We start from the raw sequence: 21625 nt of genomic DNA, 5'->3' as shown, positions 1-21625 counted from the left end.
TTGAAAACAACCATTATCTTTGATTTGGATGGAACTTTGCTCAATACACTGGGCGATCTGCGCGGTGCAGCGAATTATGCGCTGCGTCTGCGGAACCTGCCTCCGCGCACGACGGAGGAGGTTCGGCGCTTTGTTGGAAACGGTGTGCGCAATCTGATGCGCCGCTGTCTGCCTGCCGGCTCGTCAGACGAAGAAATTGATGCGGCGCTGGCGGACTTCAAGAAATATTATGCGGAGCATCTGTATGACACGACCGTGCCGTATGACGGCATTCAGGAGTTGCTCTCCATTTTGCGCAAGCGCGGCATAAAAGTTGGTGTGCTGTCCAACAAGCTGAATTCTGCGACACAGGCGCTGATCCGCCACTTTTTCCGTGGAAAAGTAGACGTTGTGTTTGGTGAGCACAGCGGGATACCGCGCAAGCCGGATCCGACCTCCTGCCGCATGATAATGGAACAGCTGGGTGCCAAGCCGGAGGAAGTACTGTATATCGGTGATTCCGGTGTGGATATGAATACGGCGCGCAATGCGGGTCTGACCGCAGTCGGTGTAACCTGGGGTTTCCGAAGCCGTGAAGAGCTGATTGATAACGGTGCGGATCTGCTGGCTGACTTGCCGGTTCAGATTCTGATGATGCTGTGAGGAGGCATGCTGCATGGAACTGGAACGGATCCGGGCGGCGTTTGAGCAGCACGGTTTTTGTGTAAAATACTTTGACAATGGTGCACAGGCTGTGGCATACTTAAGCAAACAGACTGCGGGCAAAACAGTATCGTTCGGCGGTTCCAAGACGCTGGAAGCGCTGGGAGCATACGAGACACTGGGAAAGCAGGCAGACGTGCACTGGCACTGGAAGGGCGACGGCTATATGCAGACGCCGGAGGTTTATCTCACCTCAGCCAATGCGGTTTCGGAGACCGGCGAGCTGGTCAATATTGACGGCGCAGGCAATCGTGTCTCCGCGACGCTGTACGGGCCGAAGGAGGTCTATTTTGTATGCGGTGTCAACAAGCTGACGCCGGATTTGCCGTCTGCCATGGAACGCGCACAGAATATAGCTGCGCCAAAGAATGCCATGCGTCTGTTCGGCGATCATCCGGATAAAATGACAGCCTGTGCGGCAGCCGGTGGGGACAAGTGTTATCATTGCAATGCCCCGCGCAGTATTTGTCGTGCGATTGTCATTCATCAGGGGCCGATGCTGTCGCAGGAACGCTGCGAGTTGATTTTGATTGGCGAAGAGCTCGGCTACTGACCATCTGTTTCTTTTGATTACGTCCGGTCGGTACAGCCTCAGAGTGGGGAGGCTGTGCCGGCCTTTTTTCTTTGCTCTGGGGAAATGGAAATGTTTTTGAAAAAAACGAAAAAAACTGTTGACAACAGGCGCCCGATTGGATATAATAAATATCGTCGTCAGGACAGAACAACAAAACATGCGGATGTAGCTCATCTGGTAGAGCGCCACCTTGCCAAGGTGGAGGTAGCGAGTTCGAGCCTCGTCATCCGCTCCAGTAAAGCAACCGAGAGATTCGGTTGCTTTTTTCGTATGCAGGAACAGAGATGCGAAACGAACGCGCTGCCCGCCGCGAAATTTCTGCATAAAAAGACGCTGAGCCGAACAGGGTGAAGCTGTTCGGCTCAGCTGGAGATTTTGCGGTAGAAAAGGTGGATGAAAAAAGAGGTAAAAAAGAAGAGATAAGTGGAAAAACAACAGTTAAGAGAGAGTATATAGAGACTGCTTTTCAGCAGATGCTTTTAGCCTGCCCACTGCGGAACGGAAGACAATGGCAGCGGGACAGTGGAATTTCACATTGTCTTCCTGTGCTTTTCTGTAATTCTATTCTATCGAAAAATTATGAAGGAATATCCACGCAGGGGTAAAGAGTTTGTGACAATCCTGTGAATAAATTGTAACAAAGAAGAAGCCAAATAACAGACGCATTTGTTTTGTATAACATGTACAGGGCAGACCGGGAAAATACAGTTTGTATTTGCCTCTGTGAAGTGGTAGAATGTAAGAATCTGAGAATACGAACACGGAAAATGGAGGACATCATGGACCAGAAAGAAAGAGCATTACAGGCCCACCGCGACTGGCAGGGCAAGATTGAAGTTGTTTCCCGCTGCAAGGTGGAAAATGCAGATGATCTGTCGATTGCATACACCCCCGGCGTTGCACAGCCCTGTCTGGAAATCCAAAAGGATATTGATCTGAGCTATGTCTATACCCGCCGACACAATCTGGTAGCCGTTATTACGGACGGTTCTGCGGTTCTTGGTCTGGGTGATATCGGCCCGGAAGCAGGCATGCCGGTTATGGAAGGCAAATGTGCCCTGTTCAAGGAGTTCGGTGGCGTTGATGCATTCCCGCTCTGCGTCCGCACCAAGGATGTCGATGAATTTGTCAATACGGTTGCACTGCTGGCAGGTTCGTTCGGCGGCATCAATCTGGAGGATATCTCCGCACCGCGCTGCTTTGAAATTGAACGCAAACTGAAGGAACGCTGTGATATTCCGGTCTTCCATGATGACCAGCATGGCACGGCCATTTGCTGTGCAGCGGCAATGATTAACGCATGCCGTCTGACGGGCCGCAAGCTGTCGGAAATCAAGATGGTTGTCAATGGCGCCGGTGCGGCTGCCATTGCGGTCACCAAGCTGCTGCTCAGCATGGGTCTGAAGGATGTCATCATGTGCGATAAGTTCGGCGCACTGTATGAAGGCTGTGAGCAGATGAATTCGGAACAGGCATATATGGCGACTGTCACCAACCCGGAAAACAAGCAGGGTACGCTGGCGGATGTCCTGTCGGGTGCAGATATCTTCTTTGGCATGTCTGCGCCGAATGTACTGACTGCGGACATGGTTCGCACGATGGCAAAGGATCCGATGGTCTTTGCCATGGCAAATCCGGTTCCGGAGATTATGCCGGACGAGGCAAAGCGCGGCGGCGCGGCAGTCGTTGGTACGGGACGCTCGGATTATCCGAACCAGATCAACAATGTTCTGGCATTCCCGGGTGTGTTCCGCGGCGCACTGGATGTCCGTGCTTCCGATATCAATGAGGATATGAAGATTGCAGCGGCATATGCGATTGCAAATCTGATTTCCGACGAGGAGTTGAGTGCGGAGAATATCATGCCGAAGGCATTTGACCCGCGCGTCAGGGATGCGGTTGCGACTGCGGTTGCCAAGGCTGCACGCGAGAGCGGCGTTGCAAGAATCTAAACAAACAGACAGCTGTCCGGCAAGCAGGCAAAGGAACTGACTGCACACGAAATATAATTGGGAATAACCGGACAGAACAACCGCGGGATGCGCCGTAAAGGTACATCCCGCGGTTTTATTTGGTTTAATTTGTTGCACCAGATGTTTCGATTACATCAGCGGAATGAGCAGTGACAGCAACGAAGCGCCGATGGATTTGATCCATGGATAGGATTTGATCCAGTGCGCGTCAATTTCTTCGGATTTTTCGATGGTTTCCAGAATATCCGAACGGACTTTGTCGACAACAGAGCCGCGATAAAATACGGTACCGCACTCGAAATGCAAATAAAAACTGCGGAAATCCATGTTAATGGTGCCGACAACCGCAACATCATTGTCAGCAACAATCATTTTTGCGTGGATAAAGCCGGGCGTATATTCATAGATGCGCACGCCGGCGCGGATGAGCTGGGCATAATAGGAACGTGTAATCAGATAGACGGATTTTTTATCCGGAATGCCCGGCGTGACAATACGTACATCGATACCGGATTCCGCTGCGTTGCACAGTGCGGTAATCATCTCGTTATCCAGTGCCAGATAAGGGCTGGTGATATAGACACTGCGTGTGGCGTTGTTGATGATGTTCAGGAATACGGTTTCACTGACGTTGTAATCATCCAATGGGGAATCGGCAAACGCCTGCACATAACCGTCGCTGGGGGCGGTAATCGTGGGGAGATAATCTTCCAGATTTTCCGTGGTCGAACCGACGGAAAAATCCCACAGCTGTAAAAACAGCGCGGTCAGATTGGCAACACCGCTGCCGGTCAGCTTGACGCCGGTATCCTTCCAGTGTCCAAAGCGTTCCTTTTCGTTGATATATTCATCGGCAAGGTTGATGCCGCCGGTGTATCCGACATTTCCATCGATGACACAGATTTTACGGTGGTCGCGATAATTGAAATATGTGTTGAGCATCGGAACAAAGCGGTTAAACCGGATCACACGAATGCCCATGCTCTCCAGCGTCTTGCTGTAATTGTGCGGCAGCTTGGAGATACAGCCGACATCGTCGTACATCACGCGGACATCGACGCCTTCTGCGGCTTTTTTTCGCAGAATATCCAGAATTGCATCCCACATATGTCCGCGGTCAATGATAAAGAATTCCATGAAGATGAATCGCTTTGCTTTTTTCAGCTCAGACAACATGGATTCAAACATAAATTCACCGACCGGGAAATATTCTGTAGCAGTATCCTTCCAGGCAGGCATTTCTGCAATGCTGTGCAGATACTGGCAGTTGCGCCTGTGGCGCGGCAGACGGGTACACAGCTCATGTGTCGCGGAGGGATGGGACGGCTCGATGCGTGTCACATCAATCGGACGAATTTTAATCAGACGCGCACGGTTAAACGGCGTATTGCCCCAGAACAGGTAGAACAGAGAGCCAATCGGCGCGAGTATGAGGATAATAATAATCCATGATATCTTATAGGCGGGGTTATCCGGCTTGCGGATCAGCCAGATGATGACCACGAGACTGATGACACGAAGAATGTTGTACAGGTGTTTGATGCGACCCTGTAGAAATACGAATGCGGACACAACCAGGGCAAGCTGAAGCAGGATCAGCAATGCACTGATGGTCAGACGGTTGAATAGAAAGCTGAACACCGACCGCCTGACTTTCTGGCTGGCTTTTTTGGCTTTTCTTGGAAAACTACGGTTTTGCATGTATTGGAATCCTCCAAAAGATGGTCTTTTTCCACTGTGTGAGAGCCTGTATACTGTCCACATGATACCTATTTTTGAACGGAAAGTCAATCATGTGTACGTTTTTGACGCGTTTTTGTGCACACATGAGAAAGACAGTTGTCCGTATAAAAAAACAATTTGCAGCACTTCAACAGAATTCCTGCAAAATCAGACGGTTTTTCGTCGCGATGCATAACAAAAAAGAAATACATTTTGAACGAAAAGTCTGGCTAAATAACTAAAAAGTAGTAGAATATAGATTTTGCAGGAAATTGTGCAAAAACAGCATAGCAGGCATAATTCGTTGCAAAAACTGGACAATCCAGCGCAAAACCTCGGAGTTCCCCTAAAATTTCAGCAAAATTTACGATAAAAGGGGAAGAACAAGGGGAAAAAGAAGAGCGATTTAGAAAAATTTATGAATTTTGCAATTTTTGTATTTTCAAATTGCCATTCTTGTGGTATTATTTTTACCGAAGATGTGAACAAACCATTTTGTATGGAGGAAAATGAAATATGGCAATCACCAACACCTATCTGAAGGGTGTCTATGACACCGTTGTAAAGCGCAATCCCGGCGAGCCGGAGTTCCAGCAGGCAGTTTATGAAGTTCTGGAGTCTCTCCAGCCGGTCGCAGAGCGCCGTCCGGACCTCGTTGAGGCTGGCGTATTTGAGCGCATTGTTGAGCCGGAGCGCGGCATTCAGTTCCGCGTTGCATGGGTTGATGACAACGGCAAGGTTCAGGTTAACCGCGGCTTCCGTTATCAGTTCAATTCCGCAATCGGCCCGTACAAGGGCGGCATCCGTCTGCATCCGTCTGTCTGCGCGTCCATCATCAAGTTCCTGGGCTTTGAGCAGATCTTCAAGAACAGCCTGACCGGCCTGCCGATCGGCGGCGGCAAGGGCGGTTCCGACTTCGACCCGAAGGGCAAGTCCGATGGAGAAGTTATGCGTTTCTGCCAGGCATTCATGACCGAGCTGTGCCGCCACATCGGCGCTGACACCGACGTACCGGCTGGCGATATCGGCACCGGCGCGCGTGAAATCGGCTACATGTTTGGCCAGTACAAGCGCATCCGCAATGAGTATGTTGGTGTCCTGACCGGTAAGGGTCTCCAGTGGGGCGGTTCCCTCGCTCGTACCGAGGCTACCGGCTACGGCCTGTGCTACCTCGTTGACGCAATGCTGAAGGATCATGGCACTTCCTTCGAGGGCAAGAAGGTTGTTATCTCCGGTTCCGGCAACGTTGCAATTTACGCTACCCAGAAGGCTACCCAGCTGGGCGCAAAGGTTATCGCACTGTCTGACTCCAACGGCTACGTTGTAGACGAGAACGGCATCAACCTGCCGGTTGTTCAGGAAATCAAGGAAGTTCGCCGCGGCCGCATCAAGGAATATGTTGACGCTGTTCCGACTGCGAAGTACTTCGAGGGCAAGGGCATCTGGACTGTTCCGTGTGACATCGCTCTGCCGTGCGCAACCCAGAACGAGATCAACGAAGAGGATGCAAAGGCTCTGGTTGCCAACGGCGTACAGGCTGTCGGCGAAGGCGCAAACATGCCGTCCACTCCGGAAGCAATCGCTGTATTCCAGAGCAACAACGTTCTGTTCGCTCCGGCAAAGGCTGCAAACGCAGGCGGCGTAGCTACCTCCGCTCTGGAGATGAGCCAGAACTCCCAGCGTCTGTCCTGGACCTTTGAAGAGGTCGACAGCAAGCTGCATCAGATCATGGTCGATATTTACCACAACATTGCTGCTGCTGCCAAGGAATATGGCTGCGAGGGCAATCTGGTTGCAGGCGCTAACATTGCAGGTTTCCTGAAGGTTGCCGAGGCAATGAAGGCTCAGGGTGTTATGTAATTTATTTCCCCCGACAGAAAGCTGAATACACAGTCCCCTGCGGATGCGTCCGCAGGGGATTTTCTTTGTGCAAACAGACGGAAAATGCGGAGAGATTGTGAAAAATGGGGACAGACCATTGCGAAAGCACGGAAATCCACGTATAATAGATACGATCAGTGATATTTGTTTATGGGAGGGAATGCATATGCAGTTTACATTTGCACATAATAACATAAATGTAAAGGATCTGGACGCTTCGATTGCGTTCTATCAGGAGGCGCTGGGACTGAAGGAAACGCGCCGCATCCACGGGCCGGACGGCGCATTTACCATTGTTTATCTGGGTGACGGTGTGACGCCGCATCTGCTTGAGCTGACCTGGCTGCGTGAGCATCCGCAGGCATACAATCTGGGTGAAAATGAAATTCACCTTGCCCTGCGCGCGGACAATTTTGAAGAGGCACATGAAAAGCATCAGGAAATGGGCTGCATTTGCTTTGAAAATGCAGCGATGGGCATCTATTTCATCGTCGATCCAGATGGCTACTGGGTCGAGATTATTCCGGCAGAATGATGCGGAAGGAGGATACCATGGGGTACGTTATTGTCACGGATTCCGTTCTGGACATTGAAGAGTCCTATCTGCTCCAGAACGATATCTGTACGGTTCCGCTCAGCTTTACACTGGAGGGCTGTGACACCGTAGAAGACGATTTCGGCAGAACCGTTCCTTTTTCATCCTTTTATCAGCAGCTGCGCGAGGGAAAAAGTATCACAACATCCCAGGCGACTGTGGGCGCATTTGCCAGCGTTTTTGAAGGTATTTTGCAGTCCTGTCGTGATGTTGTGTATATCGGCTTTTCCTCCGCACTCAGTGGCAGCTTCCAGTCCGGCTGTATGGCGCGCGACGAACTGAAGGACAGATATCCCAACCGGGTGTACTGCGTCGACACCTTTGCCGCCTCCGGCGGACAGACGTTGATTGTCCGTGAAGCGGCGAAGCGCCGGGCGGAGGGTATGACCGCTGAGCAGCTTGTCGAATGGGTGGAGGAATTCCGTACCCATGTTGTCCACTGGTTTACAGTGGATGATCTGATGTACCTGCATCGCGGCGGCCGTGTGTCCAAATCATCCGCCGTCATGGGCTCTTTGGTCGGCATCAAGCCGATTCTGTACGTGTCGGATGACGGACGCCTGATCGCGGACAAAAAGGTGCGCGGGCGTCGGCGTGCGCTCGACATGCTCTGCAAGCAGCTGAATGCGCATATTCGGAACATTGGCAGCTATCCGGTCACCATCAGCCACGGTGACTGTCTGGAGGATGCTGAATACCTGAAAAACTATATCCTCAGCCACACAGAGGTGAAGGATGTGGAAATCCATATGCTGGACACGGTCATCGGCGCCCATGCCGGGCCGGGAACCGTTGCGCTGTTTTTCTACGGAGATAAGCGCGGAAACTGAACCAGATGAAAAACAGCCGCAGGCTTTGCGGCTGTTTTTTTGCGTTTATCCCATGCCGATGACCATGCCGAGCACATATGGGATGAGCCAGACAAGCCAGACAGCAAGGCTGAATTTGTGGAAAATGTGACGTGCATGTTCTGTGCCGCGGCGCAGGGTGTAAACCGCCCAGACCGCATGGATGAGCATGAGCACAATGGCGAGCGTGCCGGTGACGGCGTGCAGTGGATTTCCCGCGCCCGCATTCTGCTGCGAGGCGATGCGCGACATCAACAGCGTGCCGGTCGTATCGCAGCACAGGCCAAGCCAGAAGATGACAACATGGCGCACGGTCAGCGTACCGGAACGGCGTTCGCCAAAGACACCGGTAGTGTAGAATATCAGTGCCAGCGTGATAAAAAGAATAGCTGCAAGCAGCAAGGGTGACATAGCAGGTTCCTCCTGAATAGATATGATTTTCTCCAGTATAGCACATTCCCGGCGAATCGCAAACCGCCTCTTGACGTGGTATAACCGCACAGTGTATCATAAAATCAGAAAGACACATGGAGGATGGACGGATGAACGTATATGATTTTGACCAAACCATCTACCACGGCGACAGCACGGTAGATTTCTATTTTTACTGCCTGCGGCACAAGCCGCTGATGCTGCGCACCGTGCCGGGAACCATCGGTGGCTTTGCCCTGTATGGCGCAAAGCTGTGGGATAAGACAAAGGCCAAGCAGCAGATGTATCGCTTTCTGACCGCCATCGGTGATTCTGAGCAGGTGGTGCAGGAATTCTGGCGCACACATATCCGCAACATCAAGCCATGGTACATAGAGAAGACCTGGCGGGAGGATGATGTAATTATTTCCGCATCGCCGGAATTTTTGCTGAAGCCCGCCTGTGAACAGCTGGGTATCAAATATCTGATGGCATCGCGCGTCGATGCGCACACGGGAAAATACACCGGTGTCAACTGCTGGGGCGAGGAAAAGGTGCGCCGCTTCCGCGAGGTATTCGGCGACGCGCAGATTGAAACCTTCTATTCCGATTCGCTGTCGGATACGCCGCTTGCGCGCGAAGCACAGACTGCGTGGATTGTGCGCGGCGATGAACTGATTCCGTGGGCGGAATGGGAGAAGCGCAAAAAGAAAAAATAATCGTATGCAAAAAGTGCCCCGCCGGGCAACCGGCGGGGCACATGCTGTTGAGAGAAGAAATCAGCTCTTGCAGTCCTGCAACAGCAGCCGCTTGATGTCCCACAGCCTGCGGGACAGGTCGACATAATAGGTGTGCGGATTTTCAAAGCGCTGCACCTCATCCCACAGCAGGCCGACCTGCTCGGTGCAGTACGCCTGAATGTCGTGGATGGACGGCAGCTCGTAGACGCGCTTGCCGTTTTTGAAAATCGGAACCTGAAGCTCTTTTGCTGTGAAGTTGGTCAGCGTTTTGGTTTTCCAGGTTGCGTTCGGGTCGAAAATTGTGTGCGGTGTGTCCGGGTCGATGACCTCATCATAGATACACAGTTCATCTGCCAGTGCCTTGCCGCTCTCGTTGTCGAAAAAGCGGTACAGCTTTTTGAAATGCGGGTTAGTGATCTTGGAGGTGTTTTCACTCACTTTGATTTTCGGCACAATGGTGCCGTCTGGTGCTTCAATTGCCACCAGCTTGTACACGCCGCCGAAGACCGGTGCGCTGCGCGCGGTAATCAGGCGCTCGCCGACACCAAAGGTATCGATACAGGCACCCTGCATGAGCAGGTCGCGGATCAGGTGCTCATCCAGAGCATTGGACGCGGTGATTTTGCAGCAGGACAGCCCTGCCTCATCCAGCATGTTTCGCGCCTGCCGGGACAGATAGGCGATGTCACCGGAGTCCAGACGGATGGCAAAATTGGTGATCCCTTTCGGCAGAAGGATCTCTTTGAAGGCACGGATGGCGTTTGGTACGCCGCTTTTCAGTGTGTTGTAGGTGTCGACCAGCAGCGTTGTGTTGTCCGGATACAGCTCACAGTATGTTTTGAATGCTTCATATTCGCTGTCGAACATCTGTACCCAGGAATGTGCCATGGTACCGCCCGCCGGGACGCCGTACAGCTCGTCGGTCAGCGTGCATGCCGTTCCGGCACAGCCGCCGATGTATGCCGCGCGCGCGCCGATGACTGCGCCGTCCGCACCCTGTGCGCGGCGGGAGCCGAATTCCAGCACAACACGACCCTGTGCGGCACGCACAATGCGCTTGGCCTTGGTAGCAATCAACGACTGATGATTGATGGCGAGCAGGACAAAGGTTTCAATCAGCTGTGCTTCAATTGCCGGGGCGCGCACAGTCAGGATAGGCTCGTTCGGAAACACCGGCGTGCCCTCCGGCACAGCGTAAATATCACCGGTAAATTTGAACTCGCGCAGATAGGTCAGAAATTTTTCGTCAAACAGTTTTTTCGAGCGCAGGTATTCAATGTCCTCTTCCTCGAAATGCAGCTGTTCGATATAGTGCACGATCTGCTCCAGTCCGGCCGCAATTGCAAAGCCGCCGCCGTCCGGCACCGTGCGGAAAAATACATCAAAATAGGTATTTCGCTTATAAAAGCCGTTGAGGAAATACCCGTTGCTCATTGTCAGCTCATAAAAATCGCAGAGCATGGAAAGATTTTCTCGTTGCATTACAGTCACTTCCTGTTCCCGGTTGGGTTTGATGTACTCAGTATACCCTATTTTGCCAGTACAATCAATTTGTCCGCATACATAGCAAGACAGGCGACAGGGGAAACTACAGGCACAGCGGAAAAGACAAAAGAAAGGATTGACAAATCTGGACTGGTTTGGTATCATAATGGCAGTTAGCAGGGGCTAACTGCAAGCGGGTTGTCAAAGCAGCCCCTCTTTTTGGAAAATTGAGTTAGCTTTTGCTAATTATGGAGGGAAGGACATGGATAAAACGCTGGAAGAAATGCTGGTGGAGCAGTGCGCGCCGACGCTGGCAGGAGTGAAGCCTGCGAATCTGTTCCGTTGCCCCGATCATGCGGCGCTGTACCATTCGGTGCAGGAGTGGGACAACCGCCTTCGCGCGAGCGGTATCCGCATTCGTGTGGTCAAACGCTGCCGCCGTACCCATGCATGTCTGATTTATGTGTGCCGCTGGGACTGGATCTGCCGCACACTGGCGCAGGCGGATACGGCGGAATTTCTACGCACAAACGGCTATGATCTGTCGAAGGGGACAGAGAGCGTGCTGTGCCAGCTGTCGCGCCGCCTGTGCCTGCAGGAGGATTTCCCGCATGAAATCGGTGTATTTCTGGGCTATCCGCTGCATGATGTGATTGGATTTATTGAAAACCGCGGACAAAACTATTCCTGCTGCGGGCATTGGAAGTGCTACGGCGATGCAGACCGGGCGCAGCGGACTTTCGATGTCTATAAGCGCTGTACAGCCGTGTATAAGCGTATGTACCGCCGTGGTGTGCCGCTGATGAAGCTGGTTGTCGCTGCATAATGGCGCACGGGGTTGCAGACAGGCAGGATTTGTGCTATATTAAATGACTATCAGGGGAGTCCGGACAGACGGGCTGAGAAACGGATACTGTTCCGTGACCCTTTGACCTGATCTGGATCATGCCAGCGCGGGAGTGACAGAACTGCCAGCGCCTTCGCCGCGTTTCCGGTGAAGGCGCTTTTTCTGTGTGTAAACCGCTGCGAACAAAGAAAGGAAGAAGTAGCATGAAAGCAAGCGTTGCAATTCAGACTCTGCCGGAGGCAGAAAACGAAACCGAACTGGTACGTATTGTCGATGAAGTCATTGCGTATATCAAAAGCACCGGCCTGCATTATTATGTCGGCCCGTTTGAGACAACGATTGAGGGTGAGGACTATGACCAGCTGATGGACATTGTAAAGGAATGCCAGCACATTGCCATCCGTGCAGGTGCGCCGTCGGTTTCCGCGTACATTAAGGTAGTGTACCGCCCGGAAGGAGAGATTCTGACCATTGATAAAAAGGTTACGAAGCATCACGAGCAGTAAGGGGCCTGCCGCACTTGCGATTGTCCTGCTGCTGGCGGTCTGGCAGCTGGTTTCGGCCAGCGGGCTGGTGCCCGGTTATATGCTGCCGTCTCCGGTGCAGGTCGTTCGCGCCTTTGTCGGGGAATTTGGCCTGCTGTGTGAGAATGCTGTCATTACGCTGGAGGAGGCGTTTCTTGGTCTTGCACTCGGTGTTGCCATCGGCTTTGCCTTTGCGGTGCTGATGGATGCGTTTTCCTGGCTGTACCGGGCATTTTATCCGCTGTTGGTTATTTCCCAGACTATCCCGACCGTGGCAATTGCGCCGCTGCTCGTGCTCTGGTTTGGCTATGAGATGACGCCAAAGATCATTTTGATTGTCATTGCAACGTTTTTTCCGGTGACAGTCGGTCTGCTCGACGGCTTCCGCAGCATTGACCCGGATTCCATCAACCTGCTGCGCTCGATGGGCGCGGGCAAATGGCAGATTTTCCGCTATATCAAATGCCCGTCTGCGCTGCCGCAGTTTTTTTCCGGGCTGCGCATTGCTTCGGCCTATGCGATTGTCGGTGCGGTGATCTCGGAATGGCTGGGCGGCTTCGGCGGTCTGGGTGTATACATGACGCGCGTCAAAAAGGCGTTTGCGTTTGACAAGATGTTTGCAGTCATTTTCCTGATTTCCGCCATCAGTCTGATCCTGATGGCGCTGGTCAACCTGCTGCAAAAGAAATGCATGCCGTATTCCAATATGGACGGCGACGATTAAGTGAGGATTTGTATGAAACTGTGGAAAAGAGTAACGGCGGCAGTTGTTCTGTCCGCCATGGCGCTGGGACTCGCTGCCTGCGGCAGCAGCAGCGCGCCGCAGAACGGTTCTGCGGAACAGGGCTCCGGAGACACTTCTGGGGATCTCAAGAAAGTCACCTTTGTGCTCGACTGGACGCCGAATACCAACCATACCGGTCTGTATGTCGCGTTGCAGAATGGTTATTTTGAAGACGCCGGACTGGATGTCGATGTTGTACAGCCGCCTGATGACGGCGCAGAGGTTCTGGTCGGCTCGGGTAAGGCAGATTTTGGCGTGTCGTTTCAGGACACGATGGCTTCTGCATTGATCGGTGACAACGCACTGCCAATCACGGCGGTTGCCGCGGTCATCCAGCACAATACCTCCGGTATTATCTCTCGCGCAGGCGAGGGGATGGATCGCCCGAAGGGTCTGGAAGGCAAAAAGTATGCCACCTGGGATATGGATATTGAAAAAGCTATGATGAAGAATGTCGTCGAGACGGACGGCGGTGATTTCTCCAAGGTTGAGCTGATCCCGTCCACCGTCACGGATGAGGTGTCCGCATTACAGAGCAAGTCGGTCGACGCGATTTGGGTGTATTATGCCTGGGCCGGCATTGCGACCAAGGTTGCAGGACTTGACACCGACTACTTTGCATTTTCTGACATCAATCCGGTCTTTGATTACTATACCCCGGTCATCATTGCGAACAATGATTTCCTGAAAAACGATCCGGAAACAGCAAAGGCGTTCCTTGCTGCGCTGGCAAAGGGCTATGAATATGCCGAGCAGAACCCGGAGGAGGCTGCGGATATCCTGCTTGAGCAGTGTCCGGAGCTGAAATCCAATCGGGAGCTTGTCGTTGAGAGCCAGAAGTATCTTGCAGATAAATACACTGCTGATGCATCTCAGTGGGGTATTTTTGACGCGGAGCGCTGGAATGCGTTCTACAACTGGCTGAATGAAAACGATCTGGTATCCGCGGACATTCCGGAGAATACCGGATTCTCCAACGATTACCTGCCGCAGTCCTGATGGAACAGAACAAACTGGAGGTGCGCGGCGTCAGCAAGTCGTTTGCCGACAAACAGGTGTTGGACAACATCCATGTCACGCTGCATGAGGGAGAGCTGGTCTGTTTTCTCGGTGTGAGCGGTGCAGGCAAGACAACGCTGTTCAATATCATTTCCGGTCTGATGAAGCCGGACTGTGGGCAGGTGTTTCTGGATGGCACAGATATTACCGGCCAGCCGGGACGCATCAGCTACATGCTGCAAAAGGATTTGCTGCTGCCATACCGCACAATTGAGGACAACGTGGCACTGCCGCTGCTGCTGCGCGGCGTGGGAAAAAAAGAGGCACGGGCGCAGGCGGGTGAGCTGTTTGAGGCATTCGGCCTGGACGGCACGCAGAAAAAGTATCCGGCACAGCTGTCCGGCGGCATGCGCCAGCGCGCTGCCCTGTTGCGCACCTATATGTTTTCGCACAACGTTGCGCTGCTCGATGAGCCGTTTTCTGCGCTGGATACGCTGACCAAGTCTGCCATGCATACCTGGTATCTGGATGTCATGCAGCGCATCCGGTTGTCGACGCTGTTTATCACACACGACATCGACGAGGCAGTCCTGCTGTCTGACCGCATTTATCTGCTGACCGGCAGGCCGGGGCGTATTTCTGAGGAAATTGTCATCACAGAGCCGAAGCCGCGTGCGGTAGATTTTAATCTGACACCGGAATTTCTGGCGTATAAGCGCCGTATTTTGGAAAAACTGGACGAATCACAGGCATAAAGGAAGCCCTGGCAGCAATCGCTGCCGGGGCTTTGTGCGCAAAAAGATGAAATTACTCCACGGTGTTGTGCAGGGCACCGATGCCCTCGATTTCACAGACAACGGAGTCGCCCGGTTTGAGGAATCGGGGTGGCTGCATGCCCATGCCGACGCCGGATGGGGTGCCGGTGGCAATGATGGTTCCGGTGCATAGCGTCATGCCGCGCGACAGCTCGGAAATAATTTCCGCAATACCGTGAATCAGGTATGAGGTATTGCTGTTCTGCCGCAGCTCGCCGTTGACCGTGCAGCGGATATCCAGCGCGGGCGGGAAAGGGACCTCATCCGCTGTCAGGATGCACGGGCCGCATGGCGTAAAACCGTCGAGACTCTTGCCAAAATACCACTGTTTGTGCGCGGTCTGTAAATTACGTGCAGATACATCATTGACGATGGTATAACCGAAAATATAGTCTGCGACCTGCTCCGGCTGTACGCAGAAGGCGTCTTTGCCGAGAATAACACCCAGCTCACACTCATAGTCGAGGCTGTCGACGAGACCTGGATAGGACGGGATGGGGTCGCCGTAGCCGGAGGCTGTGTGCACGCGCTTGCTGAAATAAATCGCCTTTGGACGCTCACCGCCAAATGCCTCGCCGTTGAACCGGCTGGCCTCTTCCGCATGTGCGGTGTAATTGATGCCGAGGCACAGCACATCCTGCTGCGGGTGCGGGATAGGGGCGCACAGTGTCACCGGCTCTGCCAACGGCTGCTTGCCTGTGGGGTCGAGCTGCGTGCGCAGGAAGACCCCGCTGTCGGCAATCAGTGCGTTCATATCGGCATAATGCAGACCGAACTGTTCGAGATCATACAGTCTGTTGTGGAGTTCCGCGGCAAGGCGCTCCGCGCCATCCGCGGCTCGGTAGGTGTACAGCTTCATGGGTTATCTTCCTTTCCGTGCGATGTGAGAATCTGAAAAAAGAAAAAAGTCGGAGCAAAGCCCGGTTTGCTCCGACCTGGTGCGGATAACAGGACTTGAACCTGCACGGTTGCCCGCTGGAACCTAAATCCAGTGCGTCTGCCAATTCCGCCATATCCGCGTAAAACAGTATACGGTTATGGTAGCATATGCAGTAAATTGTTGTCAAGGCCATGGGGTGAAAATTTGTTCGGTCTGTGGTGTTCAAACTGCGTAAAGTGTGATACAATAAAGAAAATTGTCAGGACAGACGCAAAAACAACGGCGGGCGGGGTTCGGCGGTGACGCCGGATGCAGCCCGCATCTTATGGGTAGGATTATGAAAACAGTCAAAAGATGTATTGCTGTTGTGTTGTGCGCGGCACTTCTGTCGGGCTGTTCGCTGATTTCCAGCGGGGATGACCTGCTGCAAACACCCCGGCCGTCGGAAAATTTTATGCTGCTGCAAAAACAGCTGGAACAGATCATGGGTGACACGATGACGTATGTGTCGCCGCAGGGCGGTGAATACCGCAATACCGTCACGTTCGAGGACATTGACGGCGACAGCGAAAAGGAAGCCATTGCCTTCCTGCGCGAAGGCTCGGGCGGAAAAATTTATGTGTATGCGTTTGAACTCGAGGACGGTGAATACCGTCCCATCGGCAGCATTGAGGCTCCCGGCTCTGCACTCGGTTCGATGTCATTCCTCAAGATCCATGAGAAGGATGAGGGCACGGGTGACAAGCGGAAGGAAAAGCTCATTGTGCTGACCTGGACGCTGTCGGGCGACCTCAAGCAGGGCATGACCGTATGCGCCGTGCAGGACGGCAAGCTCACCGAAGTGCTCGATGCGACGTATACCAGCTATACGATGAGCGACCTCGACAGCGACGGCTCGGAGGAGCTGTTTACCGTCACCTATGACGACGCAGGGCGCAAGACCGCACAGGTCTATGATTATGCCGACAACAAAATGATTCTTCTTTCGCAGACCGATGCGACACAGGATGTGCAGACGGTCGCCAATATCACACAGGGCAAGCTGGATGAGGACGGCCATCAGGCGGTGTTTGTCGACAACAAATTTGAAAATGACAACGGCATGCAGACCGATATCTACGTGCTGGATAAAACCAGGCTGCGCAATGTGGCACTGTCCGCCAATGCCTCCACGTATCGCTCGGTTTCGCTGTACTACAGTCAGGATATCGACGGCGACGGCATTATTGAGGTGCCGCAGCTACAGCCGATGCCCGGTTACGAGAACAGCGATGCGACCCAGACATTGTGGATGGTGGACTGGTACCGCTACAGCATGAACGGCGCGACACAGCGGATGCTGACTACCTATGACAGCCTTTCGGAGGGCTGGACGTTCCGCTTGCCAAAGGAATGGCGCGGGGCAGTCACGGCGACCACCACCAGTGAGGCGGGTGTCAGCCAGACAACATTTATGCAGCCCGGGCAGCTGAATGACCCGCTGCTGACCATTTATGTGTTCACCGGCGAGGACCGCGAGGCCGCTGCCGGATCGGGCGGGCTGATTGCGCTCGGCTCGACGGTGGATACCTGTTTTGCCGCAAAGCTCGGTCACAGCGACAGCAGCTATCAGATATCGGAGGACGAAGCTGTGGAGGCGTTCAGCGTGGTACAAGGCGAATGGAAATAACCATATATAGGGATGAAGGAGATCGGACAGAATTATGATGACACGCAAGGTATTGGTTTTAGAGGACGAGGAAAATATCCGCAGCTTTGTCGTAATCAACCTCAAACGTGCGGGCTATGAAGTCATTCAGGCGGGCAGCGGCGAGGAAGCGCTGGAGAAATTTCACAACAATACGGATGTGGCAGTCTGCATCCTCGATGTCATGCTTCCCGGTATCGATGGCTATGATGTCTGCCGTACGCTGCGCGCAGAGGGCTATGAGGGCGGCATTATCATGCTGACTGCCCGCACACAGGAGTCCGACAAGGTCACCGGTCTGATGACCGGCGCGGATGACTATGTAACCAAGCCGTTTTCCGTCGTCGAGCTGACTGCCCGCGTCGACGCATTGGTGCGCCGCCTCGGTCTGCATTCCTTCTCGTCGGAGACCATTCAGAGCGGTGAATTCTGTCTGGATATGCGCGCACGTGAGCTCAAAAAGAATGGCCGTCGCGTCGATTTGACACAGGTTGAGTTTTCACTGATGAAGACGTTTCTGGAAAACCGCGGCCGAGCCATGGACCGCGAGGAACTGCTCGGCGCGGTTTGGGGCAAGAATTATTCCGGCGAGCTGAAGATTGTCGATGTCAACATCCGCCGTCTGCGCATCAAGGTAGAGGATGATCCGGCTTCCCCGAAGCACATCACGACGGTACGCGGCTTTGGCTACATGTGGAAAGACTGACCGAGAAGGATTGATCTATGGATAAAAAGGTAACTGCGGATACCAGGGAGCTGCCCGATCTTTCGCAGGAATTCAAGGGGAAAAAACAACAGGAGGGGCCGCGTGAATTCCGCGTGCAGCATGCGCGCGGCGGCCTCAAGGGGCGCTGGACGATGAATTCGATGACGATCATCACGGCAGCGCTTGCCATTGCCTCGATTTTCATTACCATGATAGGGGCAAGCTATTATTACAACAACATGCGGCAGAATCTTGTCACGCGAACGACGCAGTCGGCGGCATTCCTCAACCGCTTTCTCAACTCGAGCTATGAGCAGTTTTTGTCCGCAGGACAGTCGTTTGTCACCGGCTTTGAGGATAAGGACAAGCTGGAAATTCAGATTGTTTCGTATGGCGGATATATCCTGTCATCGTCCTCGTCCTTTACGCAGACCGGCAGCGCGCCGGGTACAGAGGATGTGGCGCAGTGCCTGGAAAACAACACGACAACCGTCTGGATGGGCAAGGATACGACATCGGGCGAACGCGTTATGTCTGCGTCCTCGCCGCTGTACGATTCCAACCAGAATTTGATCGGCTGTGTGCGCTGTATCTCATCCATGGCGCTGGTACAGCGGCAGATTGTCTATATCGTGCTGGCCTGCCTGCTGGTCGGGCTGTTTTTCGCGCTGACCGTCGAGCTTTCCAACCGGTATTTCATCAAGTCGATTGTCGAACCGGTCATGAAAATTAACATCATTGCCAAGGAGATTGCTGCGGGACGCTATGGCATGCGCCTGCACAAGGTCTATGACGATGAAATCGGCGACCTGTGTGACACCATCAACCATATGTCGGAGGAAATCAGCCGTGCCGAGCGCATGAAAAATGACTTCATTTCCTCCGTTTCCCATGAGCTGCGCACGCCGCTCACCGCCATCGGCGGTTGGAGCGACACGCTGATTGCAGGCGGTGCGACCGACCCGGAGGAGGTCATCATGGGTCTGCGCATCATTCAGAAGGAGAGCAGCCGTCTGACCCAGATGGTCGAGGAGCTGCTGGACTTCACACGGCTGGAATCCGGCCGCATGAAGCTCAACGTCGAGCTGTTCGACGTCGGCGCAGAGCTGTATGAAGCGGTCTATATGTACGAAAATATGCTGGAAAAGGAAGATATCCAGCTGGTATATGACATTCCCGATCAGATGTGTCCGGTCAGCGGTGATCGTCACCGCCTCAAGCAGGTATTTTTGAATGTCATTGATAACGCAGCGAAGTACGGCAAGAGCGGCGGCAAAATTCAGATTGAGCTGTCGCGCGACAGCTATACCGTGCGCATCGAGGTGCGCGACTGGGGTGTCGGTATCAAGGAAGACGAACTGCCGTTTGTCAAGGAGAAGTTCTATAAGGGCAGCTCCAAGCAGCGCGGCAGCGGCATCGGCCTCGCCGTTACGGATGAGATCGTCCGCATGCACGGCGGCACGCTGAACATCGCCAGCACCTATGGCGAGGGAACGACGGTCACGATTTCCCTGCCGCTGGCAAACACAGATACCAAGCGCGTCGAACCGACCGAAACCATCGTCGCAGAGATCAACAAGGAGTAAGCATTGAACAGCAAGCATTCACAGGAGGTTGTGCATAAGACAACCATCGGCGGACAGTCGATTCTTGAGGGCATTATGATGAAGGGCCCGCGCAAAAGCTGTACCGTCGTGCGCAGGATGGATGGCACACTCGCCATCCGGGATGAGGAGACCACACCGCTGCGCGAAAAATTTGCTCCGGCAGGCTGGCCGGTCATCCGTGGCTTTCTCGTGATGGTGCAGTCGCTTGCGGACGGATTCCGGGCGATTGAATATTCCTCGCAGTTCCTCGAAGAAGAGGACGAGGAGGAGCCGTCCGGCTTTGAGAAATGGCTGATTGACAAGGTTGGCGAGGGTGCAGTGGAAAACGCGCTGTACGTTTTTTCCATTGTACTGGGCGTTGTGCTGGCAGTTGGTCTGTTTATCCTGCTGCCCGCATTTTTGGTGGGCTTTTTGCCGGACAGCGTACCGCATCTGGCAGTCAACCTGCTGGAGGGCGTTGTGCGTATCGCCATTTTTATCGGCTATATGTGGCTGATGTCGTTCATTCCCGACATGAAGCGTACATTCCGTTATCACGGCGCGGAGCACAAGACCATCTACTGCTATGAAAAGGGACTGCCGCTGACGACGGAAAACGTGCGCGTGCAGCCGCGGGAGCATCCGCGCTGCGGCACGAGTTTCCTGTTTGTTGTGATGATTATCAGTATCCTGGTGTTTTCACTCGTGACGTCGGACAGCCGTGTGGTACAGCTTGTGCTGCGGCTCGTGCTGCTGCCGGTGGTCATTGGATTGAGCTATGAGGTCAACCGTTTTGCCGGACGGCATGACGGCGCACTTTCCCGTGCGCTGCGCTGGCCCGGCATGATGCTCCAACACATCACCGTGCTTGAGCCGGACGACGGCATGATTGAGGTCGCCATTGTGTCGCTCGAGCATGTCATCCCGGAAAATAAGCAGGAGGACAAGTGGTGAACGCATGGGACTGCTTTCGGCAGATGCGGGATCAGCTGACCGCGATGGGCGTGGAGGAATCTGACCTCGAGGCGCGCGAGCTGACGGCGCGCGCCGCCGGACTGGATGCGCGTGATACCTTCGGCTGGAACCGCCGCCCTCTCTCTGCGGAGGAGGAGCAGGCGGCAGAACAGCTGCTCGCGCGCCGCAGGCAGGGCGAACCGCTCGCCTATGTGCTCGGAGAATGGGATTTTTACGGCAATCGGTTCCGCGTGACGCCGGGTGTGCTCATCCCGCGCGGCGATACCGAATGGCTGTGCGACGCGGCGGTGCAGGCGGCACGGCGCATACCCGCGCCGCGCGTGCTCGACCTGTGCTGTGGCAGCGGCTGCATCGGCATCTCACTTGCGCTCGCGGTGCCGCGCGCACAGGTCATCGCTGCTGACTGCTCGGAAGCCGCACTTGCAGTGACGCGGGGCAATGCGGCGCTGCATGGGCTGGATGCGCCGCGCTTTCAGGCAGTGCAGGCGGATGCACTTGTGCCGGACAGCATCGACGGGGACTTTGACCTCGTCGTGACCAATCCGCCGTATATCACAGCACAGGAAATGCGCGAGCTGGATCACAGCGTTGATGCCTATGAACCGCACCTCGCGCTGTTTGGCGGCGAGGATGGGCTGGATTTTTACCGCGCGATGGCACAGAGACCCGCGTTTCGGTTGAAGCCGGGCGGATGCTTTTTTGCTGAGTGCGGCTGGAAGCAGGGCGAACAGGCCGCGGCGCTGTTCCGTGCGGCGGGCTGGACAGGTGTGCACCTGCAATGTGATCTGGCGGGCGTGCCGCGCATTGTATGCGCGGCGGCGCCGAAGAACGGAGAAAACACACCATCCACTTTGATTTTATAATAGATTTCACAGGAGGACAGTGAGAATA

22 protein-coding genes, 2 tRNA genes and 1 riboswitch are annotated in these 21625 nt (G+C 54.0%); of the genes, 19 read left to right on the top strand and 5 right to left on the bottom strand.

Features of this window, described 5'->3' with window-relative positions; genetic code table 11:
* The 5 genes from CBW42_RS06205 (at window position 1) to CBW42_RS06190 (ending at window position 3228) form a co-directional block, all read left to right on the top strand.
* Window positions 1-642 (top strand): HAD family hydrolase, encoded by a 642-nt coding sequence (locus CBW42_RS06205; RefSeq protein WP_205703617.1) that lies wholly within the window; start codon window positions 1-3, stop codon window positions 640-642.
* A 13-nt stretch (window positions 643-655) separates the two neighbouring features.
* Window positions 656-1255: a lactate utilization protein gene (locus tag CBW42_RS06200; RefSeq protein WP_087018823.1), complete on the top strand. Its 600-nt coding sequence runs from the start codon at window positions 656-658 to the stop codon at window positions 1253-1255.
* A 180-nt stretch (window positions 1256-1435) separates the two neighbouring features.
* A tRNA-Gly gene (locus CBW42_RS06195) sits at window positions 1436-1511 on the top strand.
* Window positions 1512-1623: 112 nt separating this feature from the next.
* The gene (locus CBW42_RS14460) at window positions 1624-1881 is read left to right on the top strand and encodes a hypothetical protein (protein ID WP_133058273.1); all 258 of its coding nucleotides are present in this window, start codon (window positions 1624-1626) and stop codon (window positions 1879-1881) included.
* A gap of 174 nt (window positions 1882-2055) precedes the next feature.
* Entirely contained in the window at window positions 2056-3228 is a 1173-nt protein-coding gene (locus tag CBW42_RS06190; protein WP_087018821.1) for an NAD(P)-dependent malic enzyme, read from the top strand.
* 150 nt (window positions 3229-3378) lie between these two features.
* Here the strand turns inward: CBW42_RS06190 and cls are convergent, their stop codons facing one another.
* Window positions 3379-4950, bottom strand: coding sequence for a cardiolipin synthase (gene cls / locus CBW42_RS06185; RefSeq protein ID WP_165761085.1), 1572 nt, complete (start codon window positions 4948-4950; stop codon window positions 3379-3381).
* 537 nt (window positions 4951-5487) lie between these two features.
* On the opposite strand from cls, the gene gdhA reads away from it, so the two are divergent.
* From gdhA to CBW42_RS06170, 3 genes are all read left to right on the top strand, one after another.
* Window positions 5488-6831 carry an NADP-specific glutamate dehydrogenase gene (gene gdhA / locus CBW42_RS06180; protein WP_087018817.1) on the top strand — a complete coding sequence of 448 codons (1344 nt, stop codon included), beginning with the start codon at window positions 5488-5490 and terminating at the stop codon, window positions 6829-6831.
* A 187-nt stretch (window positions 6832-7018) separates the two neighbouring features.
* A complete protein-coding gene (locus CBW42_RS06175; protein ID WP_087018815.1) occupies window positions 7019-7387 on the top strand; it encodes a VOC family protein in 369 nt (122 codons plus the stop codon).
* A gap of 17 nt (window positions 7388-7404) precedes the next feature.
* Window positions 7405-8277: a DegV family protein gene (locus CBW42_RS06170; protein ID WP_165761084.1), complete on the top strand. Its 873-nt coding sequence runs from the start codon at window positions 7405-7407 to the stop codon at window positions 8275-8277.
* 45 nt (window positions 8278-8322) lie between these two features.
* On the opposite strand, the gene CBW42_RS06165 is transcribed toward CBW42_RS06170, so the two are convergent.
* Window positions 8323-8706: an HsmA family protein gene (locus CBW42_RS06165; protein WP_087018811.1), complete on the bottom strand. Its 384-nt coding sequence runs from the start codon at window positions 8704-8706 to the stop codon at window positions 8323-8325.
* A 131-nt stretch (window positions 8707-8837) separates the two neighbouring features.
* Here CBW42_RS06165 and CBW42_RS06160 point away from each other — a divergent pair, with 131 nt between their 5' ends.
* The gene (locus CBW42_RS06160) at window positions 8838-9425 is read left to right on the top strand and encodes an HAD-IB family phosphatase (RefSeq protein WP_087018809.1); all 588 of its coding nucleotides are present in this window, start codon (window positions 8838-8840) and stop codon (window positions 9423-9425) included.
* A gap of 60 nt (window positions 9426-9485) precedes the next feature.
* Here the strand turns inward: CBW42_RS06160 and CBW42_RS06155 are convergent, their stop codons facing one another.
* Window positions 9486-10928 (bottom strand): nicotinate phosphoribosyltransferase, encoded by a 1443-nt coding sequence (locus CBW42_RS06155; protein WP_087018808.1) that lies wholly within the window; start codon window positions 10926-10928, stop codon window positions 9486-9488.
* Between the two features lie 265 nt (window positions 10929-11193).
* Between CBW42_RS06155 and CBW42_RS06150 the strand changes: the two genes are divergently transcribed.
* The 5 genes from CBW42_RS06150 to CBW42_RS06130 all read left to right on the top strand — a co-directional run bounded on the left by CBW42_RS06150 (window position 11194) and on the right by CBW42_RS06130 (window position 14840).
* The gene (locus CBW42_RS06150; protein WP_087018806.1) at window positions 11194-11757 is read left to right on the top strand and encodes a DUF3793 family protein; all 564 of its coding nucleotides are present in this window, start codon (window positions 11194-11196) and stop codon (window positions 11755-11757) included.
* A gap of 42 nt (window positions 11758-11799) precedes the next feature.
* Window positions 11800-11909: riboswitch (TPP riboswitch) on the top strand.
* Between the two features lie 72 nt (window positions 11910-11981).
* Window positions 11982-12284, top strand: coding sequence for a thiamine-binding protein (locus tag CBW42_RS06145; protein WP_087018804.1), 303 nt, complete (start codon window positions 11982-11984; stop codon window positions 12282-12284).
* Window positions 12250-13026, top strand: a complete 777-nt coding sequence (locus tag CBW42_RS06140; RefSeq protein ID WP_087018801.1) for an ABC transporter permease — start codon at window positions 12250-12252, stop codon at window positions 13024-13026. The genes CBW42_RS06145 and CBW42_RS06140 overlap by 35 nt, the downstream gene beginning before the upstream one ends.
* A gap of 12 nt (window positions 13027-13038) precedes the next feature.
* On the top strand, window positions 13039-14085 hold the full coding sequence (locus CBW42_RS06135) for an ABC transporter substrate-binding protein (RefSeq protein WP_087018799.1): 1047 nt from the start codon (window positions 13039-13041) through the stop codon (window positions 14083-14085).
* On the top strand, window positions 14085-14840 hold the full coding sequence (locus CBW42_RS06130; protein WP_087018797.1) for an ABC transporter ATP-binding protein: 756 nt from the start codon (window positions 14085-14087) through the stop codon (window positions 14838-14840). The genes CBW42_RS06135 and CBW42_RS06130 overlap by 1 nt, the downstream gene beginning before the upstream one ends.
* Window positions 14841-14892: 52 nt before the next feature.
* Here the strand turns inward: CBW42_RS06130 and CBW42_RS06125 are convergent, their stop codons facing one another.
* Window positions 14893-15759: a fumarylacetoacetate hydrolase family protein gene (locus tag CBW42_RS06125; RefSeq protein WP_087018795.1), complete on the bottom strand. Its 867-nt coding sequence runs from the start codon at window positions 15757-15759 to the stop codon at window positions 14893-14895.
* A 77-nt stretch (window positions 15760-15836) separates the two neighbouring features.
* A tRNA-Leu gene (locus CBW42_RS06120) sits at window positions 15837-15919 on the bottom strand.
* A gap of 198 nt (window positions 15920-16117) precedes the next feature.
* Between CBW42_RS06120 and CBW42_RS06115 the strand changes: the two genes are divergently transcribed.
* From CBW42_RS06115 to prmC, 5 genes are read left to right on the top strand one after another with little or no spacing between them, the layout of a single operon-like run.
* On the top strand, window positions 16118-17449 hold the full coding sequence (locus tag CBW42_RS06115; RefSeq protein WP_087018793.1) for a hypothetical protein: 1332 nt from the start codon (window positions 16118-16120) through the stop codon (window positions 17447-17449).
* Window positions 17450-17486: 37 nt separating this feature from the next.
* Complete coding sequence (locus tag CBW42_RS06110; protein ID WP_087019756.1) at window positions 17487-18173, top strand: response regulator transcription factor; 687 nt, start codon at window positions 17487-17489, stop codon at window positions 18171-18173.
* 17 nt (window positions 18174-18190) lie between these two features.
* Window positions 18191-19759 carry a sensor histidine kinase gene (locus tag CBW42_RS06105; RefSeq protein WP_087018791.1) on the top strand — a complete coding sequence of 523 codons (1569 nt, stop codon included), beginning with the start codon at window positions 18191-18193 and terminating at the stop codon, window positions 19757-19759.
* Between the two features lie 3 nt (window positions 19760-19762).
* Window positions 19763-20713, top strand: a complete 951-nt coding sequence (locus CBW42_RS06100) for a DUF1385 domain-containing protein (RefSeq protein WP_242969813.1) — start codon at window positions 19763-19765, stop codon at window positions 20711-20713.
* Window positions 20710-21597, top strand: a complete 888-nt coding sequence (prmC, locus tag CBW42_RS06095) for a peptide chain release factor N(5)-glutamine methyltransferase (RefSeq protein ID WP_087018789.1) — start codon at window positions 20710-20712, stop codon at window positions 21595-21597. The genes CBW42_RS06100 and prmC overlap by 4 nt, the downstream gene beginning before the upstream one ends.
* Window positions 21598-21625: the final 28 nt, after the last annotated feature.

It is taken from the genome of Butyricicoccus porcorum (genome assembly GCF_002157465.1).
GTDB lineage: Bacteria > Bacillota > Clostridia > Oscillospirales > Butyricicoccaceae > Butyricicoccus_A > Butyricicoccus_A porcorum.
Note: the sequence above shows the minus strand (reverse complement) of the source record. Positions and strands in the feature narration are given on the sequence as shown.